The organism is Flavicella marina (assembly GCF_009193215.1).
Taxonomy (GTDB): domain Bacteria; phylum Bacteroidota; class Bacteroidia; order Flavobacteriales; family Flavobacteriaceae; genus Flavicella; species Flavicella marina.
Map to the genome: position 1 here is coordinate 1002356 of NZ_VYVA01000001.1, position 19051 is coordinate 1021406.

The 19051-nt window shown below is 32.4% G+C and carries 15 protein-coding genes; 12 read left to right on the forward strand and 3 right to left on the reverse strand.

Annotated features, from left to right (window positions below):
- Positions 1-46: 46 nt before the first annotated feature.
- The 3 genes from trhA to F6P99_RS04080 all read left to right on the forward strand — a co-directional run bounded on the left by trhA (position 47) and on the right by F6P99_RS04080 (position 2834).
- On the forward strand, positions 47-688 hold the full coding sequence (gene trhA, locus F6P99_RS04070; protein WP_152286150.1) for a PAQR family membrane homeostasis protein TrhA: 642 nt from the start codon (positions 47-49) through the stop codon (positions 686-688).
- Between the two features lie 78 nt (positions 689-766).
- Positions 767-1507 carry a LytR/AlgR family response regulator transcription factor gene (locus F6P99_RS04075; protein WP_152286151.1) on the forward strand — a complete coding sequence of 247 codons (741 nt, stop codon included), beginning with the start codon at positions 767-769 and terminating at the stop codon, positions 1505-1507.
- Positions 1500-2834 carry a sensor histidine kinase gene (locus F6P99_RS04080; protein WP_152286152.1) on the forward strand — a complete coding sequence of 445 codons (1335 nt, stop codon included), beginning with the start codon at positions 1500-1502 and terminating at the stop codon, positions 2832-2834. Before F6P99_RS04075 ends, F6P99_RS04080 begins: the two co-directional genes overlap by 8 nt.
- Positions 2835-3098: 264 nt before the next feature.
- On the opposite strand, the gene F6P99_RS04085 is transcribed toward F6P99_RS04080, so the two are convergent.
- Entirely contained in the window at positions 3099-3569 is a 471-nt protein-coding gene (locus F6P99_RS04085; protein WP_152286153.1) for a CYTH domain-containing protein, read from the reverse strand.
- Between the two features lie 134 nt (positions 3570-3703).
- Between F6P99_RS04085 and porZ the strand changes: the two genes are divergently transcribed.
- The 7 genes from porZ (at position 3704) to F6P99_RS04120 (ending at position 12713) form a co-directional block, all read left to right on the forward strand.
- Positions 3704-6010: a type IX secretion system anionic LPS delivery protein PorZ gene (porZ, locus tag F6P99_RS04090; protein ID WP_152286154.1), complete on the forward strand. Its 2307-nt coding sequence runs from the start codon at positions 3704-3706 to the stop codon at positions 6008-6010.
- On the forward strand, positions 6010-6726 hold the full coding sequence (gene recO, locus F6P99_RS04095) for a DNA repair protein RecO (RefSeq protein ID WP_152286155.1): 717 nt from the start codon (positions 6010-6012) through the stop codon (positions 6724-6726). Before porZ ends, recO begins: the two co-directional genes overlap by 1 nt.
- Positions 6727-6729: 3 nt before the next feature.
- Positions 6730-9216 (forward strand): TonB-dependent receptor plug domain-containing protein, encoded by a 2487-nt coding sequence (locus tag F6P99_RS04100; RefSeq protein WP_152286156.1) that lies wholly within the window; start codon positions 6730-6732, stop codon positions 9214-9216.
- 58 nt (positions 9217-9274) lie between these two features.
- Entirely contained in the window at positions 9275-9649 is a 375-nt protein-coding gene (rnpA, locus tag F6P99_RS04105; RefSeq protein WP_152286157.1) for a ribonuclease P protein component, read from the forward strand.
- 21 nt (positions 9650-9670) lie between these two features.
- The gene (locus tag F6P99_RS04110) at positions 9671-10246 is read left to right on the forward strand and encodes a sugar transferase (protein WP_152286158.1); all 576 of its coding nucleotides are present in this window, start codon (positions 9671-9673) and stop codon (positions 10244-10246) included.
- A gap of 11 nt (positions 10247-10257) precedes the next feature.
- Positions 10258-11538 carry a phosphoribosylamine--glycine ligase gene (purD, locus tag F6P99_RS04115; protein ID WP_152286159.1) on the forward strand — a complete coding sequence of 427 codons (1281 nt, stop codon included), beginning with the start codon at positions 10258-10260 and terminating at the stop codon, positions 11536-11538.
- Positions 11539-11609: 71 nt separating this feature from the next.
- Positions 11610-12713 (forward strand): glycosyltransferase, encoded by a 1104-nt coding sequence (locus F6P99_RS04120; protein ID WP_152286160.1) that lies wholly within the window; start codon positions 11610-11612, stop codon positions 12711-12713.
- On the opposite strand, the gene F6P99_RS04125 is transcribed toward F6P99_RS04120, so the two are convergent.
- Positions 12710-13747: a sensor histidine kinase gene (locus F6P99_RS04125; RefSeq protein WP_152286161.1), complete on the reverse strand. Its 1038-nt coding sequence runs from the start codon at positions 13745-13747 to the stop codon at positions 12710-12712. The two genes, F6P99_RS04120 and F6P99_RS04125, sit on opposite strands and share 4 nt — an antisense overlap.
- Complete coding sequence (locus F6P99_RS04130) at positions 13737-14429, reverse strand: response regulator transcription factor (protein WP_152286162.1); 693 nt, start codon at positions 14427-14429, stop codon at positions 13737-13739. The genes F6P99_RS04125 and F6P99_RS04130 overlap by 11 nt, the downstream gene beginning before the upstream one ends.
- Before the next feature lie 181 nt (positions 14430-14610).
- On the opposite strand from F6P99_RS04130, the gene F6P99_RS04135 reads away from it, so the two are divergent.
- Positions 14611-17367: a TonB-dependent receptor gene (locus tag F6P99_RS04135; RefSeq protein WP_152286163.1), complete on the forward strand. Its 2757-nt coding sequence runs from the start codon at positions 14611-14613 to the stop codon at positions 17365-17367.
- 174 nt (positions 17368-17541) lie between these two features.
- Positions 17542-18738 (forward strand): hypothetical protein, encoded by a 1197-nt coding sequence (locus F6P99_RS04140; RefSeq protein WP_226913008.1) that lies wholly within the window; start codon positions 17542-17544, stop codon positions 18736-18738.
- Positions 18739-19051 lie beyond the last annotated feature (313 nt).

Below are 19051 nucleotides of genomic sequence, written 5' to 3' on the forward strand. Positions count from 1 at the left end.
TGGCGAAAATTTCGTAAATTAATAAGACGACCTCAGTTTTATTATCATGGAATTTAATGTGACATATTATCCGGAAAAAGAAGAGAAAATAAATATTATTTCTCACGGTCTCGGTGCAATATTAAGTCTTGTTGCTTTTCCCTTTTTGCTTATTAAAGCTTTCAAAACAAAAGATCCTGAAGTCATTTTGAGTTTTATTATTTACGGATCTAGTATGATTATTTTGTATGTAGCATCAACACTATATCACAGTGCAAAAAATAAGAAGTATCGGTACTATTTAAATATTTTCGACCATGCTTCTGTTTATATACTTATTGCTGGTACATATGCTCCGGTTGCTTTGGTAGTTTTAGAAGGGAGGTTGGGCTGGTTGGTTTTTGGTGGTTCGTGGTTGCTTGCCATATTTGGTGTTGTATATAAGGTTTATTTTATTGGTAAATACAAAACCCTTTCTATAATGTCATACGTTTTGATGGGATGGATGTTGATAGTTGTTATCAAACCATTACTAAACAATTTTTCTGATAAAGGCGTCTTGTTTTTATTGCTAGGAGGTATTTTTTATTCAGTTGGGGCATTGTTTTTTACATTGCAAAAATTAAAATTTAACCATGCTATTTTCCATGTTTTGGTGCTTTTTGGAAGTTTGTGCCATTTTTTAGCTATTTATTGTTATTCGATTTGAATTTTTTAATGTTGGGAAACGTATCTTTTACTATTAAATTTATTGAAATATCCTTATTTTCGTATAAAATTGAAAAAGATGTTAAAAATATTAATAATTGATGATGAGAAGGACGCTTTAGAAGTGCTAGAATGGAAGTTAAAAACGTATATCACTGATGTGTCTATAACTACCTGTTCGAGTCCTAAAAAAGCGCTTGAAATAATTCCAAATATAAATCCTAATCTAGTTTTTCTTGATGTTCAGATGCCAGAGATGAATGGATTTAGTTTTTTAGAAAAACTTCCAGAAAGAGATTTCCAGTTGATTTTTACAACAGCTTTTGATGAATTTGCATTACAAGCAATTAAAAATGATGCTGTTGATTATTTGTTAAAACCGATAGACAAAGAGGATTTGATATTAGCAGTTGAAAAAGCTCGAAAGAATCTTCAAAAGAACAACTTAGAGCTTAAAATGGATGCTATGTTGTATTCTATGGGAACAAAGTCACCTAAGATAAATATATCGGCTGATGGTAAAATTTATTTTTTAGAAGAAGATGATGTCGTGATGCTGCAATCAGACAAAAGCTATACGACGATTTATTTAGTAACGAATAAAAAAATCATTGTTTCTAAAACTCTAAAAGAGGTTGAAAAGAAATTTCAATCAAGGTCTTTTTATAGAGTACATAACTCTTATTTAATTAATCTGTCTCATGTAAAAGAATACTTAAAAAGAGATGGTGGAGAGTTGATTTTAACCAATGAACTAACGGCTAATGTTAGTAGAAATAAGAAAAACGAATTAATTGAAAAGCTTCAGTTAAATGTTTAGTGATTTAAATTCTGAGTTGTATTCTTGGATAAGAGGAGCAATATTATTATTGTTCCTAATCAATGCAGGTTTGTATTTGCAAAACGGAAAAAGACTCTTTTTAAATTATTCACTTTATTTACTTTTTGTTTTTTTATACTTTATAAAATCGGTAGTTCCTGAGAGTTTTCACCAGTTTTATAGCCTATTTGGTTATTCGTTTCTGTTTCTTTCTTTTGTTTTTTACATAGAGTTTGAACGAATCCTTTTAACAACAAGTGTGAATACACCAAGGTGGGACAAGTATTTTAAATTCGAACAATATTCGATTGTAATTGGAGCTAGTATTTTGCCTTTTGTCCAATATTTGTTTGGGTCTCATGTACTAATTACCGTAGTGTTTATTCTTTTAAATTTATTGAGTGTTTTTACGGTTTTAACTTATTTTGAAATTTCAAAAATTAAAGGTAGAAACGCATATAATTTTATAATAGGCTCAAGCTTTTTTTTAATTTTTGGAAACTGGGGAATCTATTATCGATTTTTAAATAGGAATAGTATCGAGAATTTGCTTTTTGAGCCAGTTTTTTTTTGTTACCTGGGAGTAATGCTAGAGGCTTTTATGTTTACTTATATCATGGGGAATATTTTCGAGCAAGTGCTAGAAAAAAAGACGGATTTGAAGATTCAATATGCCTTAAAACAAAAGGAGGCGGCTGAATTAAAAATGAGTGCGCTCCAGAGTCAAATGAATCCACACTTTATATTTAATTCATTAAACTCAATCAATAATTTTGTGCTGAAAAACAAAAAAGAAGAAGCTTCAGATTATATTACTTCATTTTCAAAGTTAATTCGTCGAATTTTAAAGAATTCAGAAAATTCTGAGATTTCTCTATTTTTAGAATTAGAAGTTTTAGATATATATGTCGATTTAGAAAGAAAACGAGTGACTGGTGGTTTTGAGTTTCACAAGGAAATAGATCCCTTGCTAAATTTACACGAAATAAGTGTTCCTCCATTATTTCTACAACCGTATATTGAAAATTCAATTTGGCATGGTTTGGCAGGGAAAGAAGGAGAAAAGCGGATCGATTTAACTATTTTGAAAAAAAAAGAAGAAGTTGTAATTTTTATAAGAGATAATGGTGTCGGTATTAATGAAAAAGTAAAAAGCCAAAATAAGAAATCTTCAAAACGAAAATTTTTCGGCTCATTGGCAACTGAAAAAAGAATAAAATTACTACACGAATCTTCTAAAGTCGATATTACAACAGTGAATATTTTGGAAAAAGAGAGTAGTGGAACAGAAGTTTGTATTAAGTTTCCATTAAGAAAAGATAATTAATCCGTTTGTAGTTTAGAATGTACTATTTGTTGTGTAATGTTAATGTTTTGTGTTTTATTTAGTTAACTAAAGATAATGTTTGTGTATATTTGCAACCCAAACAACAATTAACACATAATTAACATTTGTTAATTTGTGCTATTGAAGCTTGTTTGTGATCAAATTATAAAGTATATTACACTATAAAATATTTACAATATAAATCTTAGGGGTAGGATTTATTTATTACTTGGGCTTTCATTTATTTGAAAGCCTAAGTTTTTTTTACCACGTTTTATAAGGGGTGTTACTCAATTCAGAATTGTAATATTTTTTTATCCCTGTAACTTCTTTTCCCAACCATTCTGGTTTCTCGAATTCATCATTTTCTGATTCTAATTCGATTTCAGCAACTATAAGACCTTCATTTATCCCAAGAAATACATCTACTTCGAAAGTATGATTTTTATGAATTATGATATATCTAAATTTTTCTATTGGTTCTTTTTCACAAAGGTTTAATAATTCTTTGGCTTCGCTAAAAGCAATTTCCTTTTCCCATTCATAACGAGTGGTTCCATTTTTTGAGGTGATTCCTTTTATGGTAATATAAGCTTGTTGGTCAATGGTTCGAATGCGAACAACCCTGTTTTTATCAGAGTTCAAGAATCCTTGTATGATGTGGCTTTTTTTTTCAGGGTTTTGTTGAAAAGAATTATTTATAACGAGAAATTTTCTTTCAATTTCTAAAGGCATAGGTAAATTTTGTGTTGTTGTTGATTGATGTAGGTAAAAATATGAAAAATGCGCAGTTAAATAGTATCTTTGACAAAGTTGTAGATGTTTAATTCTTCTGTTTAGAAAGAAATGAACAGATTAAATTTAAGTAAATGAAATTATTTTTTAAGGTTTTGATCTTCCTTTTTGTATCTGGTTTGACTGCTCAGACCGATTACTCTAGAGATTGGAAAGATTTTTTCTCATACAATAAAGTTGTAGATTTCGTAAAGCAGGATGATGTGATTTATGCTATTACTGCGAATGCTGCATTTATTTACAACATCAGTACAAATGAAGTAAGTAAATTTTCAACTGTAAATGGTCTATCAGGAAACACAACTTCCTCAATTCATTACCATCAGGGCACAAAAAAAGTCGTAATAGGTTATGAAAATGGTTTGATGGAAATTATAGATGAAGATGGTAACGTTAAAAAAGTTGTAGATATTCTTCTTTCAAATATTGCCACAGATAAAAATATCAATTCAATTTACGGTTCAGGAGATAACTTATACCTTTCGATGGGATTTGGTATTGTAGTTTATAACATGGAAGACCTTGAGTTTGAAGATACTTTTTTTATTGGTGCGAATTCTTCTGATGTGTTTGTCAATGATATAGTTATTTCTGGAGGATATATCTATGCAGCTTCTGAAGATGGTGTATATATTGCTGATTATGCTTCAAATTTAAGTAACCCTGTTAATTGGGTGAAAAATTTTTCAGGAGATTTTTCTGGGTTAATTTCTTTTGATAATGAAGTTGTCGCAGTAAAAGATAGACAGGTTAGTCTGATTAAAAACAACAATACCCTTGAGTTAAAATTGACGCTGAGTTCTAATGTATTAGACTTGTATGCTAATGTGGCAAATATAAGTTTTGTGACAGAAAAACAGGGTTTTGTGTATGACACACTGTATAACCTGGTTTTTTCAACTACCTCATCAGATGTTACATTGTCGTCAGTGGTTTATGAAGGCGAGAATTTGTTTTTAGGTTCTAATGAAAGAGGAGTGTTAAGATCTACAAACATAGCCCCTAATGATTTTATTGAAATTCATCCAGACGGCCCAACATCAAATGATTTGTTTTCAATTTCTGTAAAAGACAATCATATTTGGTGTGTGTATGGTGGGTATTTTCCATGGTATCAACCTTTGCAGTTTAGAAGTAGTTTGGATCATTTTAATGGAGATCATTGGGTTGAAATACCATTTTCTGAACATAATTCAGAAGATTTGGTATTTGTAAATTTCGATCCTAATGATATAAATAAAGTGTACGTTAGTTCGTATGGACAAGGGCGAGGAAATCCAAATTCGACTGACAAAGGAGGTATTTTGATTTTGAAGAATGACAAGTTTTTTGATTTTTGGAATCCTGTGAATAGTGGATTATCAAATTTCTCACCTGTAACAGATCCCACTTACACTACAACTAGAATCCATAATACGGTTTTTGATGAAAATGGTGATTTATGGATTACAAACGCTTTTGTGACAGATGGTAGTGGGGCTTTGAAAAGATATTCCAGTCAAGGAAATTGGAGTGGTTTCGAATTAGAAAATAATAACCTTAATTATAATGATATAAATATAGATCTGAATAATAATAAATGGATTGGATCTAGAAGAAATGGAGTATTTGTACAAGGTGATGATGAAGGAGAAAGTATTAACTTAACATCTTTAAATGATGGGTTACCTACAGACAATGTTCGAGCAGTTGCTGTAGGGATTGATAATAATGTCTGGATAGGGACATTGCAAGGTTTGGTGCTTTTTTCTGATGTAGATAGGATTTTCTCTGGAAGTTTTAGACCTGCTGCTCCTGTAATTATAGACGGTCCTGATGGTGCATCTGAATTATTAGATAATGCAAGGATAAACGATATACTCGTTGACGGTGCCGGAAATGTTTGGTTTGCTACTGAATCAGGAGGCGTGCTACAAACTAATGCTACAGGAAAAAACACATTGTTAGGGTTTAATACAGACAATTCTCCGTTGCCATCAAATAAAGTCTTGTCGTTAAGTATGGATGAAAAAAACGAAACCATTTATTTTGGAACAGAAAAAGGAATTGTAGCCTACAAAACAGGTGTTGCGTCTTATGGTGATGAATTATCAGAAATATACGCTTATCCTAATCCAGTATTAAAACAGCACAATCAAATATCAATAACGGGTAAAAATTCAAATATTCCGCAAGGAACAAATATCAAAATACTAGACGTTTCAGGGAATTTGGTTTTTGAGTCAAATGCAATCGAGACTCAATCTACTACGGGAGGTAAATTTGTATGGAATAAGAGAAATCTTTCAGGTAGAAAAGTTGCTTCTGGTATTTATATAGTTTTAATGTTTAATTCCGAAGGAAAGCAAACATCTTCAACGAAAATAGCAATAATCAATTAATGCAAGTACAAACCAAAGCAATTGTTTTTTCGTCTATAAAATACGGAGATTCTAGTTTAATTGTTCGTTGCTATACTAAAGAATTTGGTATAAAAAGTTATTTACTTCGTTCCATATTAAAATCAAAAAAAGGATCGTTAAAGCCAGCTTATTTTCAGCCTTTATCTCAGCTTGATTTGGTTGCGAGTCATTCCAAAAAAGCCTCTTTGCATACAATTAAAGAAGTCAGAGTTGCATATGCTTACGAAGATGTTTATTTGAATTATGTAAAACAATCCATCGTTTTTTTTATTGCTGAAATGTTGTATAATTCAGTGAGAGAGGAAGAAGCGAACGAAGATTTATACGCCTATTTAGAAATTTCGTTAAAATGGTTAGATCTGCATGATAAAGTATCAAATTTTCACTTGATCTTTTTAATTAATTTAACTCGTTATTTAGGGTTTTATCCAGGAGAAGCAAAAAGCGACTCAAGTGCTTTTGATTTGCGAGAAGGAGTATTTACGAACAAAGCTTTTGTTGGTCCAGGTTTACATCATGAAGATTTGAAGCTTTTCAGATCAATTTTAGGCATAAAATTTGATGAGTCACACAATCTAAGCCTAAGTGTTCAATCAAGACAACGTTTGTTGGCAATAATTGTCAATTATTACGAGTTACATTTGACTGGGTTTTATGAACCAAAATCGATAGCGGTTTTGAAAAATTTATTTTAGTTAATGTACAAGCATCTAATAGTTATTGCTTTTTTATTTGTTACAAACTTGATACATGCACAGAAAATCACTGTTACAAGAAGTGGTTCTACTGTGCCTATTGAAGGTGTTGCTGTTACAAATAAACTAGAAACATTAACATATTATACAGACACCAATGGGCAGGTTGATCTTTCTCCATTTGGAAATAAGGATGTGGTTTTTTTGTCTCATTATCGGTATTACAAGAAAAAGATTCCAATAAAAACACTTCTTGAAAAAGGACAGGTAGAATTAGAGCGTTTAACCGAAGCATTAGACGAAGTGGTTGTTTCTGTTACAAGAAATAAACAAAATAAAAATAGAATCGCTGAGCAGATAGAGGTTGTGAATAGTAGAGAAATAAATAGAATTTCTCCACAATCTTCAGCAGATTTATTGGCTAAGACACCTAGTATAAAGGTTCAAAAATCTCAGTTTGGTGGCGGGAGCCCTGTTTTGAGAGGAATGGAAGCCAATCGCGTGTTACTCGTAGTTGATGGTGTTCGAATGAACAATGCCATCTACAGAAAAGGCCATTTGCAAAACGGAATTACTGTTTCTCCATCAATTTTAGAAAGAGTCGAAGTTTTATTCGGTCCTTCTTCGGTAATTTATGGTTCCGATGCTTTAGGAGGTGTGATACATTATTACACTAAGCATCTTGAAGTTTCTGATGTCAATGAAGTGAATACATCAATATTTTCTAGAGTAAGTTCGATTAACAATGAATTTACAACTCATATTGGTACAGAATTAAAGTTTCAAAGATGGGCATCATATACAAGTGTTTCCTATAGTAAATTTGATGATTTACGAATGGGAAAAAACAGAAAACATGGCTATGTAGATTGGGGAAAAGTATTTGAGTATTCCGATAATTCTAACACAATTGCCAATCCTAATTCAGTTGTAAATTCTGATACAGATGTTCAAAAGAATACGGGATTTTCTCAATTCGATTTGTTACAAAAATTATTTATCCCTATTTCAAAACGATTTGATGTTTTGTTTAATATTCAATATTCAAATTCTTCTGATATTCCTAGATTTGATCGCTTGACGGAATTGACAGGAACCGGTGACCTAAAATTTGCGGAATGGTCATATGGGCCTCAAAAAAGACTTTTAGCATCAAGCCAGTTGTTGTTTAAAGATATCAATAGTTGGATGGATAAAGGAACCGTAACTTTGGCATATCAGGATATTGGAGAATCTAGAATCCAAAGAAAATTTGCAGCGATTGACGAACGGTTGTATAGAAACGAACAGGTAGATGTTTTTAGTTTGAATGGTGATTTTTCAGTCGATTTATCGAAAAACAGAACGCTTTCATATGGAATAGAGCTTGTATATAATGATGTGAGTTCAAGTTCATATGGTGATTTTTTAGAGATTGACGAAAGCTCGAATATGATTACTGGAGTGTTAGGAAATTTTGCTGTGCAATCCAGGTATCCAGATGGAGGCAGTAGTTATTTTACACAGGCGTTGTATGCCGAGTATCGACAAGATTTAAATGCCAAGAATACTTTAAATACGGGAGTTCGTTTTACGAGTACCCAACTGAAAGCTAATTGGGTAGATGATACTTTTATCAGTCTCCCAGATGAAGCAATTTATCTAAATAATGCAGCGTTAACTGCAACAATTGGGCACGTATATAAACCTACTAAATCGGTAAAAATAAGTGCTGTTTTATCTTCTGGGTTCAGGTCGCCAAATATTGATGATATCGGTAAAATTAGAGAGAAAAACGGAAATGTAACAGTACCGAACGTAACTTTGAAACCTGAGTTCGCATATAATTCTGAAATAGGGATCCGTAAGTATTTCAAAAATCAATCTTTTAGTGTTAGCTTAAATGGATACTATACTCTGTTGGATAATTATATTATTCGCGCTCCTTATGACATCAATTCGCAACAAGAAGGACATTCAGAAATTATTTATGATGGGGAGACTGCAACTGTTTTTGCAAATGTAAACCGTGGTACTGCATATGTTTATGGAGGAACTTTTAGTTTTCGTGGAGAAATCACACCACATTGGATTTCACGAGGTAGTATAACTTCTACCAAAGGAAAAACCTATGATACTGATGAGTATCTTTCGTCAATTCCGCCATTATTCGGAAACTTGGGGTTAACGTATAGAATTCAACAGTTTGATTTCGACCTTGAATATGAATTTAATGCAGCTAAAAAGGCTGAGGTCTATAACTTCTCTGAAGGAATAGATAATATTGAACAGACTCCTATTGTAAGTCATGATGCAGATAGTGATGAGCAAAAATATGCGGGTAGCCCTAGTTGGGAAATCGTGAATTTTTCTGTGTTTTATGAGGTGAATAGAGATTTGGAGCTGCAATTGAAAACATCGAATATTTTTGATGTTCATTATAAAGAATTTGCCTCCGGAATCAGTGCGCCAGGTAGAAATTTTTCAGCATCTGTTCGTTATTTGTTCTAAACAAATTAACAAAATTCTACTGTTCTTACTTTCAACTATTATTTCTATTTTTGTCCCGATGAAATTTACATTCGGGAAACAAGAAAAATTAAAAAGTCGCAAAGCAATCGAGCAACTATTTATAGAAGGTACTTCTGTTTCTTCCTATCCAATGCGTTTGGTGTTTTTAAAACAAAATCATGGTGGAGAGGCCCCTGTTAAATTAGGTTTGTCTGTTCCCAAAAAGAAGTTCAATAAGGCGGTTGACCGAAATAGAATCAAAAGAGTTTTAAGAGAAGTTTATAGAAAAAATAAACATACTTTTGTCAAAGAGCTTGATGGTCAGTATATCGCAATGTTGTTGTATCTTGATTCGAAAGAATGGGATCAAGAAGCATTGACAAAAAAGATGCAAAAATTGGCTGAAAAATTTCTTGAAAAAACCAAACTCTAACGAAGCAATAACCATAAAATAATGATCAAAAGAGTTTTTGATATCATTTTTTCACTAGCCGTAGTTTTCTGTATTTTGGTATGGATGGTTCCTTTAGTGGCCATTTTGATTTTTGTGACAACAGGGGAGCGTCCTTTTTATAGACAACAACGCGTAGGTAAAAATGGAAAGTTGTTTCAGATTTATAAATTTAGAAGTATGCGTGGGGTACCTCCTGTCAATGATCCTTTGTTGTCGGATGAAGAATCGGTACGAATCACAAAATTCGGGAAATTTTTAAGGAAATATAGAATCGATGAATTTCCACAATTTTTTAATGTGCTTTTAGGTCAAATGAGTGTGGTTGGACCGCGACCAGAACGACAGTTTTTTTTAGATACCATAATCTCTCATATTCCTCGATATAAAGAATTGCAAAAATTAAGACCAGGAATTACTTCTTTAGGTCAAATTCGCTATGGATATGCCGATAGTATTGAGCAGATGAAATTGCGCGCTAGATACGATTTAGTTTACCTAGATAATGTATCTTTGCTGACGGATATAAAAATAATTCTTTACACCTTAATTGTGGTGGTTAAAGGAAAAGGAAAATAAAAACACAAACAATGAATATTCTTATTTTAGGCTCAGGAGGAAGAGAGCATGCTTTTGCATTAAAACTTTCAGAAAGTAAAAAATTATCTAAGTTATTTGTCGCTCCAGGAAATGCAGGTACGGCAAATTGCGCGGTGAATTTAGATATAGATCCTGTAGATTTTCCAGCTGTAAAAAATGCAGTTTTAGAAAATAAGATTGAAATGGTAATCGTTGGACCTGAAGCTCCATTAGTAGCGGGTGTTCACGATTTCTTTTTAGCAGATGATGCGTTAAAAAATATTCCTGTTGTTGGGCCTAAAAAAGACGGAGCAGAGCTAGAAGGTAGTAAAGAATTTTCTAAGAAATTTATGAAACGTCATAATGTTCCAACGGCTGCATATGATGCGTTTACAAAAGAAACTTTAGCTGAAGGAAAGGCGTTTTTAGAAACATTAAAAGCTCCTTATGTATTGAAGGCTGATGGTTTGGCTGCCGGAAAAGGAGTGTTGATTTTAGAAACTTTAGAAGAAGCAAAAGCAGAATTAGAAGATATGTTAACCAATAATAAATTTGGTGAGGCATCTTCAAAAGTTGTGATTGAAGAGTTTTTAGATGGTATAGAATTATCGGTTTTCGTATTAACTGATGGGAAAAGTTACAAAGTATTGCCATCTGCGAAAGATTATAAAAGAATTGGAGAAGGTGATACAGGTTTAAATACAGGAGGTATGGGAGCAATTTCTCCGGTTCCATTTGCGAATGATGACTTTTTACAAAAAGTAGAAGATCGTGTTGTGATTCCTACTGTTGAAGGACTTCAAAAAGACGGTATAGATTACCGAGGATTTATTTTTATCGGTTTGATGAATATTGATGGAAACCCTTTTGTGATTGAATACAATGTAAGAATGGGAGATCCAGAAACAGAAGCTGTGTTACCTAGAATAGATTCAGACTTATTAGACTTGTTTGAAGGTGTAGCTACGCAAACCTTAGATAAAAAGTCGTTTGCTTTGACATCAAAAACTGCAACTACTGTTATGGTTGTAGCTGGAGGTTATCCTGAAGCTTATGAAAAAGGGAAGGTAATTACTGGTTTAGAAAACGTTGAAGGAACTACAGTTTTTCATGCTGGTACTAAATTATCGAATGATGCTGTTGTCACAAATGGTGGTCGTGTGATGACTTTTACGACACTTGCTGATTCCATGGAAGCTGCTTTAGAGAAATCGTATGAAAATATTTCGAAAGTAAGTTTCGAAGGAATGAACTTCCGTAAAGATATTGGTTTCGATTTAAAAGATTTGTAAGATTTTATCGAGAAAGAGTTTCAGTTTTCAGCGAATTTACCTTACTTGAGGTATTGTTTTCGAAACTCTAAATGATTCAAATAAAAACTAATATAAAAGAATATCCTTCTCTTGAAGGAAATCAGAATAAGGTGCTTGTGGCCCCATTAAATTGGGGCTTGGGGCATGCAACCAGGTGTGTTTCGATTGTTTGTTTGTTATTAGAGAATAATTTTACACCTGTAATTGCCAGTGATGGTATTGCTTTGACTTATTTAAAGAATGAGTTTCCTCTATTGGAAACTGTTGAGTTGCCATCTTACAATATTCGATACACTAAGCATGCCTTTTTTACAAAATGGAAGCTGTTTTTTTCTGTCTTTTCTATTCTAAGCGCCATAAAAAAAGAGCAAAAAATAATTGCGGAGTTGGTCGAAACGAATACGTTTTGTGGTATTGTTTCTGACAATCGATTCGGAGTTAGAAACAGTAAAATTCCGTCTGTCTATATAACGCATCAGCTTAAGGTTTTTTCTGGATTTACTACGTTTTTAACAACTTACATTCACAAAAAGATATTTTCCAAATACGATGTTTGCTGGGTGCCAGATTCGACTTCTGGATTGAAGTTGGCAGGTGATTTATCTCATTTAAAATCAGATAAATTTAATCTTGAGTATATTGGTAATTTGAGTCCGCTTAATTTCAAAAACGCACAAAAGAAATATGATGTTACTATAGTATTATCAGGTCCAGAGCCGCAACGTAGCATATTGGAGCGTAAATTGATTGTGGAGTTTTCGAAATACAAGGGACGCGTGCTGTTAATTAGAGGAGATGTACAACACCGAAAAGTTATGGAGCAGAGAGAAGGGATTGAAATAATTAATTTTTTAAACTCCTTCGAACTAGAAAAGGTGTTGAATTCAAGTGACTTGATTGTGGCTCGTTCTGGTTATAGTACGGTTATGGATTTAGCGAAATTGAGGAAGAAAGCATTTTTTATTCCTACTCCTGGACAAACAGAACAAGAGTATTTAGCAGCCTACCTAGAGCAAAAAAAAATTGCTCCATTTGTAATTCAGGAGCAATTTGATATAAGTTGTTTGTCTAAAGTTTCTGGTTATAAAGGGTTTAAAGAGGCATCCGAATCAAAACTTAACGCTTCGTTGCTGGAAGTTTTTAAATCTGTTTAGGCTCTTTTTAGTGTAAAAGTAAATTCAGAACCTTGACCATATTCACTTTCTAGTGTAATGGTTTCTTTGTGTGCTTCAATGATGTGTTTCACAATTGATAGCCCTAAACCAGAACCTCCTTGGTCTCTAGATCTACTTTTATCCACACGATAAAAACGTTCGAAAATTCTTCCAATGTTTTCTTTTTTGATTCCTTCTCCGTTGTCTTTTACTTTAATGGCAATTTTGTTTTTACCTTGCGGTGCTACGCTTACCATTATAATTCCACCAATTTTTCCGTATTTAATAGAGTTGACTATTAAATTTATCAACACCTGTTCAATTTTCGCAGCATCACCTAAAACAAAAATGGGGAACTCGTAGAATTTATCAAAACGTAAGGTCATGTTTTTCTTTTTGACCTTCATCTCGAATAAATCGAAGACGTTTTGAATCATCTCAAGACAATTGAAAGGTTGTATTTTTAGATTCAGATCATTGCTTTCTAATTTAGAAATCATATCTAAATCTTTAACAATCGAAGCTAATCTTTCAACGCCAATGTTTGCTCTTTCTAAATAGCGATTTCTTATTTCTTTGTCTTCAGCAGCGCCTTCAATCAATGTTAGAAGATAGCCTTGCACCGTAAATAATGGTGTTTTTAGTTCGTGGGAAACGTTACCTAGAAATTCTCTTCTATAGTTTTCTCGTTCGTTCAACGATTCTATCTCTAATTGTTTGTCTTCGGCGAATTTCTGCATCTCCTTAGAAAGCGATTCAATATCTGGTGTTATAGCTCTCTTGTCGATGTTATTGATGTCTAGTAGAGAAACATCTTCATAGATTTTTAACACTCTTTTGTAGATAAATTGCTCTACACGTTTTTGAAGAATGGTAAAAAGGATAATAAATACAATAGCAACTGAATATAGAATTAATTCTAAATCAATAATATTGTATTTAAAATATAGTAAAAAAGAAAAACCTCCAACCGTTAAAATAGTAAACAGTATGGAAGTTATAAATGCAAAAGCATATGTTTTTTTAATTTTCATTCAGAACGAATTTGTAACCTACTCCTTTTACGGTTTTGAATAAATCATCTCCAAGTTTTTCTCTAAGTTTTCTTATGTGCACGTCTATGGTTCTACCTCCTACGACTACCTCATTACCCCAAACTTTATCGAGTATCGTTTCTCTTTTAAAAACTTTATCTGGTTTCGATGCGAGAAGTGAAAACAACTCAAATTCTTTTCTTGGTAAAACAATTTTTTCATCGCCCTTAATTACCAAATACGCTTCTCTATCGATAACGATATTTCCTAAAGTTGTTTTGTCAATATTGGCATCATTTTCTTTGACTCTTCTAAGTAGAGATTTTACTTTGCTAACCAAAATTTTAGGTTTCACAGGTTTGGTGATATAGTCATCAGCACCAGCATCGAACCCTGCTACCTGAGAATAATCTTCTCCACGAGCTGTTAAAAACGAGATCACTGTATTTTCTAAACCTTCTGTGTTTCTAATTTTCTCACAAGCTTCGATACCATCCATTTCTGGCATCATAATGTCGAGTAAAATTAGATGAGGTTTGTGTTTGACTGCTTTTTCAATGGCTTTTATCCCATTGCTAGCTGTGTAAACACTATATCCTTCGTTTTTTAGGTTGTAGCCAACAATTTCCAAAATATCTGGTTCGTCGTCTACTAATAAAATTTTAATGTCGTTAGTTTTCATAAAAAATCAATTTTCTTGAGCAACAAAGCTAAGTAATAATACTACTAGCGTCTTTTTAGTTTACAATCATTTAACTTTTTTAATTAAAGTTAACATTCAATTTACATAACAGTAAACAATAGGTAACCTTCTACTCGGTCATTATATAGATTTTTGCAGCTCAAAACAAGATATAAATATAATGAGAAAATTATTAGTTTTAATCGTATTATTTTTAACCATTTCTGTTGTTGCGCAAGAAAAGGCAACTGTAGTTGGGAAGGTGACAGACAAAGAGATGAATGATGAAGCACTTCCATTTGCGAATGTGTATATCAAAGGAACAACAATTGGTACTACAACCGATTTTGATGGTAATTATACGCTTTCTTTAGAAGAAGGTGAGTATACTATTTCTTTCAGTTTTGTTGGGTATGCAACAGCGGAACAAACGATTACTGTTGAAGCAGGTATGAACTATACAGTGAACCAAGCAGTGGGTGCTAGTGAAGGTGTATTGATGGATGAGGTAATTGTAAAAGGTTCATCTAAAAAAGAATCTGTAAGTGCTTTGATCGCAGAACAAAAGAAAGCAGTTGTAATTGTAGAGAGTGTAGGAGCACAACAATTGTCTTCTCAAGGGGTTTCGGATGCCGCATCAGCTACAGCAAAGGTGACTGGAGTTTCAAAACAACAAGGGTCGAGTAAAGTTTATGTTAGAGGTTTAGGTGATCGTTATAATAGTACAACTTTAAATGGGTTACCATTGCCTTCAAATGATCCAAGTTTAAAAAATATTTCTTTGGATTTATTTTCTACTGATATTATTCAAAATGTAGGAATTAGTAAGACTTTTTCTTCAAACGCGACTGGTGATTTTGGAGGAGCTAATATTAACGTAGTAACTAAGCAAGCTTCTACTTCTTCTAATTTTGCGGTTAGTGTTTCGACAGGTATGAACTCTCAAACAACATTTAAAAGTTTTAAAACGATAGATGGAGCAAATTACGTTGGAGTCGCTTCGCATGTTAATCATCCAATTACTTCTTTAAAACAGTATAGTTTTCAGGATAGTTTTTCTCCAAATAGAACGACTGCAGCTCCAGCAATAGGTGTTTCTTTAAATGGAGGTAAAAAATATTTTTTTGATAATGGAACTTCTTTTTCATTTTTCTTAGTAGGTTCATTTGATAATAATTATAGATATAATGATGGTTTTAGTACAAATAATAAAACTGAAGATTTAAAAGGGACAGATTATTATGATGCTAAGCAATATTCTTATACAACTTCTAAATTGTTGATGGGTAATTTTGAGTTTTCAATAAACGAAAATCATAAGTTATTGTACAATTCTGTTTTTATTCATTCAAATGGTCAGAAAATTCAAGATTATTTTGGAGATACTAATGATAATGAGAATGTAAATGTGATTTTGCAGACTCAAAATCAAAATATGTTATTGGTTAATCAATTGATTTCTAAAAATAAGGTTGGTGAATATGTAGACTTAGATTTAGGGGTTGCGTATAACAATATCAAGAATGATGAACCAAATAGGATGAAAAACACATTTTTAGTTGATCCAGAGACTGGAGAGGCTAAGTTTGCTACAGGAAGTCCAAGAAATAATAGTAGATATTACCATAACTTAAATGAAAATGACATTGCTGTGAATTTAGTTGGTAAGATTTACTTGGGTGAAAGAGATGATGATGAAACAAAAGGAGCAATAAATTTAGGGTATTCACTTAGAAATACGGATAGAGATTTTGAAGCTACTTATTTTGATCATAATATTCTTAATCCAACTGTTATTGTTGATAGAGATAATTTGGATGAGTATTTTAACCAAGATAATCTTGATTTGGGTAATAATGGTAATAATAATGAAGGGTTTAAATTAACCACTGGGTATGGTTTCGGATCTAAAGCGTTGAATCCATTTACTTATAGTGGTAAAAGATTGATCAATGCGGTTAATGCAAGTATTGATTATAATATCTCTGAAAAATTATTTGTTAATCTAGGTGGTAGGTTTGAACAAATAGATATGGATGTTGATTGGTCTACAAATTTAACTGGAGGTAAATTGTTAGCGTCTAATATTGACAAGCAATATTTGCTACCAACTTTAAATTTAAAATATAGCTTAAATGATGAGAACCAATTTAGGTTTTCAGCAAGTCAGACATATACATACCCTCAGTTTAAAGAGATTGCTGAATTTGTATACGAAGGTGTAGATTATACGGAACAAGGAAATAGAAATCTTCAACCATCTGAGAATATAAATTTAGATGTTAAGTATGAGTATTTTCCTTCAAAAGGAGGTTTGTTCAGTGCGTCTGTTTTTGCAAAAATGATTGAAAATTCAATTAATAGAATTGAATTGGTTGCGGCTTCAGAAAATCAATTTTCATATGATAATACAGGTGATGCACAGGTATATGGGTTGGAGTTGGAATTTAAAACAACTTTGTTGACATTAGGAGATGTTGATTCAGATAATTATAATAAATTAAATTGGGGGATTAATTCTACATTGATGTATTCAAATCAGAATTTAAAACCAACAGGTTTGTTTAACCCTACCAATACAAGTTCTCAATTAGAAGGCGCGGCACCTGTTATAGTGAATACTGATTTATCGTATGTAATTAATCAAGACGATAAAAAGACAATTGCAACAGTTGTTTTTAACTATCAATCAGATAAATTATATAGTATAGGTAGTAATCAAGGGGGTATAGGATTAGAAAATATTGTTCAAAAATCTATTGCTACTTTAGATTTTGTTGGAAAACATAGTTTTAATGAGAAGTTGACGATTAAGTTGGCCGTGAAGAACATATTGGACCCTTCAATTGAAAGAGTTAGGGATTTAAGTAATCCATTAACAAATAGATCTTATAAAAGAGGTATTGATACTGGGTTATCTTTAGAATATAATTTTTAAGAATAAATACAATAGTTAAAAAAGGCAGCTCAATTGAGCTGCCTTTTTTGGTTAACAATAAGTTTACATTTTTTTTGATTTGTTAACGGCAAATTAATAGGGGCTTAACGTCAACAATAGGAAAGTACGCTTTCTTTGTGAAAAATTTAAAACAAGAAAATAAAATCTATTAAAATGAAAAAATTATTATTAAGTATTTTATCAGTAGCAGCTTTGACATTCACAGCTTGTAGTAATGATGATGGGAATCCAAATAATGGAGGTGGAGATGAAGGAATTATTTCAAGTCAAGATGATATCGTTGCAGGTGACTTACAAGGTCAAGTTGAGGCAAATGTAACTTTGTATAAGGATACTGAATATTTATTGACAGGAGCATTGTTGGTAAAAGATGGTTATACTTTAACAATAGAAGCTGGTACAACTGTAAAAGTTGAAGCAGGACAAACAGATACTTATGTTGCTGTCGAGCAAGGAGCTAAAATAATGGCTGCAGGTACAGCTACTGACCCAATTACTTTTACATCTAATTCTGTTACTCCAGCAGCAGGAGATTGGGGTGGTATTGTAATTGCAGGTAAAACGCAAACAAATAAAGGAGACTCAGTACAATCTGAAGTAGCAGGTTTGAACTATGGAAAATCAGCTGCTGATGCTGATCCTGCTGATAATTCAGGTGTGTTAACTTATGTGGTTGCTGAATATACTGGAGCAAAAATTAATGGAGAACAAGAATTTAATGGATTGTCTTTGTATACTGTTGGTACTGGAACAACAATAAACAATATCGTTCTTAAATATGGTGCTGATGATGGTATCGAGTTTTTTGGAAGTACAGTGGATGTAACAAACTTATTATGTGTTAATATTGCTGATGATATGTTTGATTTTACAGGAGGTTATACAGGAACAATTACAAATGCTTTTGGAGTTAGAGAAGATGGTTTTACATTGGCTACTGATGACCCAAGAGGTATTGAAGGTGATTCTAACTCTTCTGACCCAAATGCAACTCCTGTTTCTGCACCTACTTTTCAAGATGTAACAATATTAAACTTGAATCAAACTGTTGCGTTAAAAGCAGGAGCTGAAATTCGAAGAGGAACTACCGCTACAATTAATAATGGTGCGTTTATTGCTTATAATGCAGCAACTTTTGGGAATTTAATCGATACTGCAGATGATTCTGGAAATGGTACATTAACAATTACAGGTTCTTACAAGCAAGGTTCTGTAGGAGATAATAAAGAGGGTGGAGTGATTACTGGTACAATTACTGAAGAAACTGATTTGTTTGATGGTTCAGACGTAAAAGCTGGTAGAGGAGCAGATTTTTCTGCATTCGCTTGGTCAGGTTATACATTACCATAAGGCTAATCAAATATTTTATAAAACCGCTAGTACACTAGCGGTTTTTTTTGCTTTATACTCTTGCAACTAAAGGAAAGTTAACAAATGCTATGGGTACGATATTAGATATATCAACTTGGACTTGGAAAGACGCATCTTTGTAAAAACTAAAAAGTTTTAGAATCAAAAAAGGCTACCAATAGGGTAGCCTTTTTTTGTTATATGTGAATTTGTGTCAAATTAAAAATCTATTTTTGACAATTGAAATAAATATTCAAAAAAATAGATATAACAATTCGGTAACCTTTGAACCTTCATTTATTAAGATATTTGT

Excerpts from the sequence above, each read along its gene's own strand:
- porZ (WP_152286154.1), top strand. The coding sequence starts at position 3,704 with ATGAAATTATTTTTTAAGGTTTTGATCTTCCTTTTTGTATCTGGTTTG.
- F6P99_RS04085 (WP_152286153.1), bottom strand. The coding sequence starts at position 3,569 with ATGCCTTTAGAAATTGAAAGAAAATTTCTCGTTATAAATAATTCTTTT.
- F6P99_RS04110 (WP_152286158.1), top strand. The coding sequence starts at position 9,671 with ATGATCAAAAGAGTTTTTGATATCATTTTTTCACTAGCCGTAGTTTTC.
- F6P99_RS04135 (WP_152286163.1), top strand. The coding sequence starts at position 14,611 with ATGAGAAAATTATTAGTTTTAATCGTATTATTTTTAACCATTTCTGTT.
- F6P99_RS04075 (WP_152286151.1), top strand. The coding sequence starts at position 767 with ATGTTAAAAATATTAATAATTGATGATGAGAAGGACGCTTTAGAAGTG.
- recO (WP_152286155.1), top strand. The coding sequence starts at position 6,010 with ATGCAAGTACAAACCAAAGCAATTGTTTTTTCGTCTATAAAATACGGA.
- F6P99_RS04120 (WP_152286160.1), top strand. The coding sequence starts at position 11,610 with ATGATTCAAATAAAAACTAATATAAAAGAATATCCTTCTCTTGAAGGA.
- F6P99_RS04130 (WP_152286162.1), bottom strand. The coding sequence starts at position 14,429 with ATGAAAACTAACGACATTAAAATTTTATTAGTAGACGACGAACCAGAT.
- rnpA (WP_152286157.1), top strand. The coding sequence starts at position 9,275 with ATGAAATTTACATTCGGGAAACAAGAAAAATTAAAAAGTCGCAAAGCA.
- F6P99_RS04140 (WP_226913008.1), top strand. The coding sequence starts at position 17,542 with ATGAAAAAATTATTATTAAGTATTTTATCAGTAGCAGCTTTGACATTC.
- F6P99_RS04100 (WP_152286156.1), top strand. The coding sequence starts at position 6,730 with ATGTACAAGCATCTAATAGTTATTGCTTTTTTATTTGTTACAAACTTG.
- F6P99_RS04125 (WP_152286161.1), bottom strand. The coding sequence starts at position 13,747 with ATGAAAATTAAAAAAACATATGCTTTTGCATTTATAACTTCCATACTG.
- trhA (WP_152286150.1), top strand. The coding sequence starts at position 47 with ATGGAATTTAATGTGACATATTATCCGGAAAAAGAAGAGAAAATAAAT.
- purD (WP_152286159.1), top strand. The coding sequence starts at position 10,258 with ATGAATATTCTTATTTTAGGCTCAGGAGGAAGAGAGCATGCTTTTGCA.
- F6P99_RS04080 (WP_152286152.1), top strand. The coding sequence starts at position 1,500 with ATGTTTAGTGATTTAAATTCTGAGTTGTATTCTTGGATAAGAGGAGCA.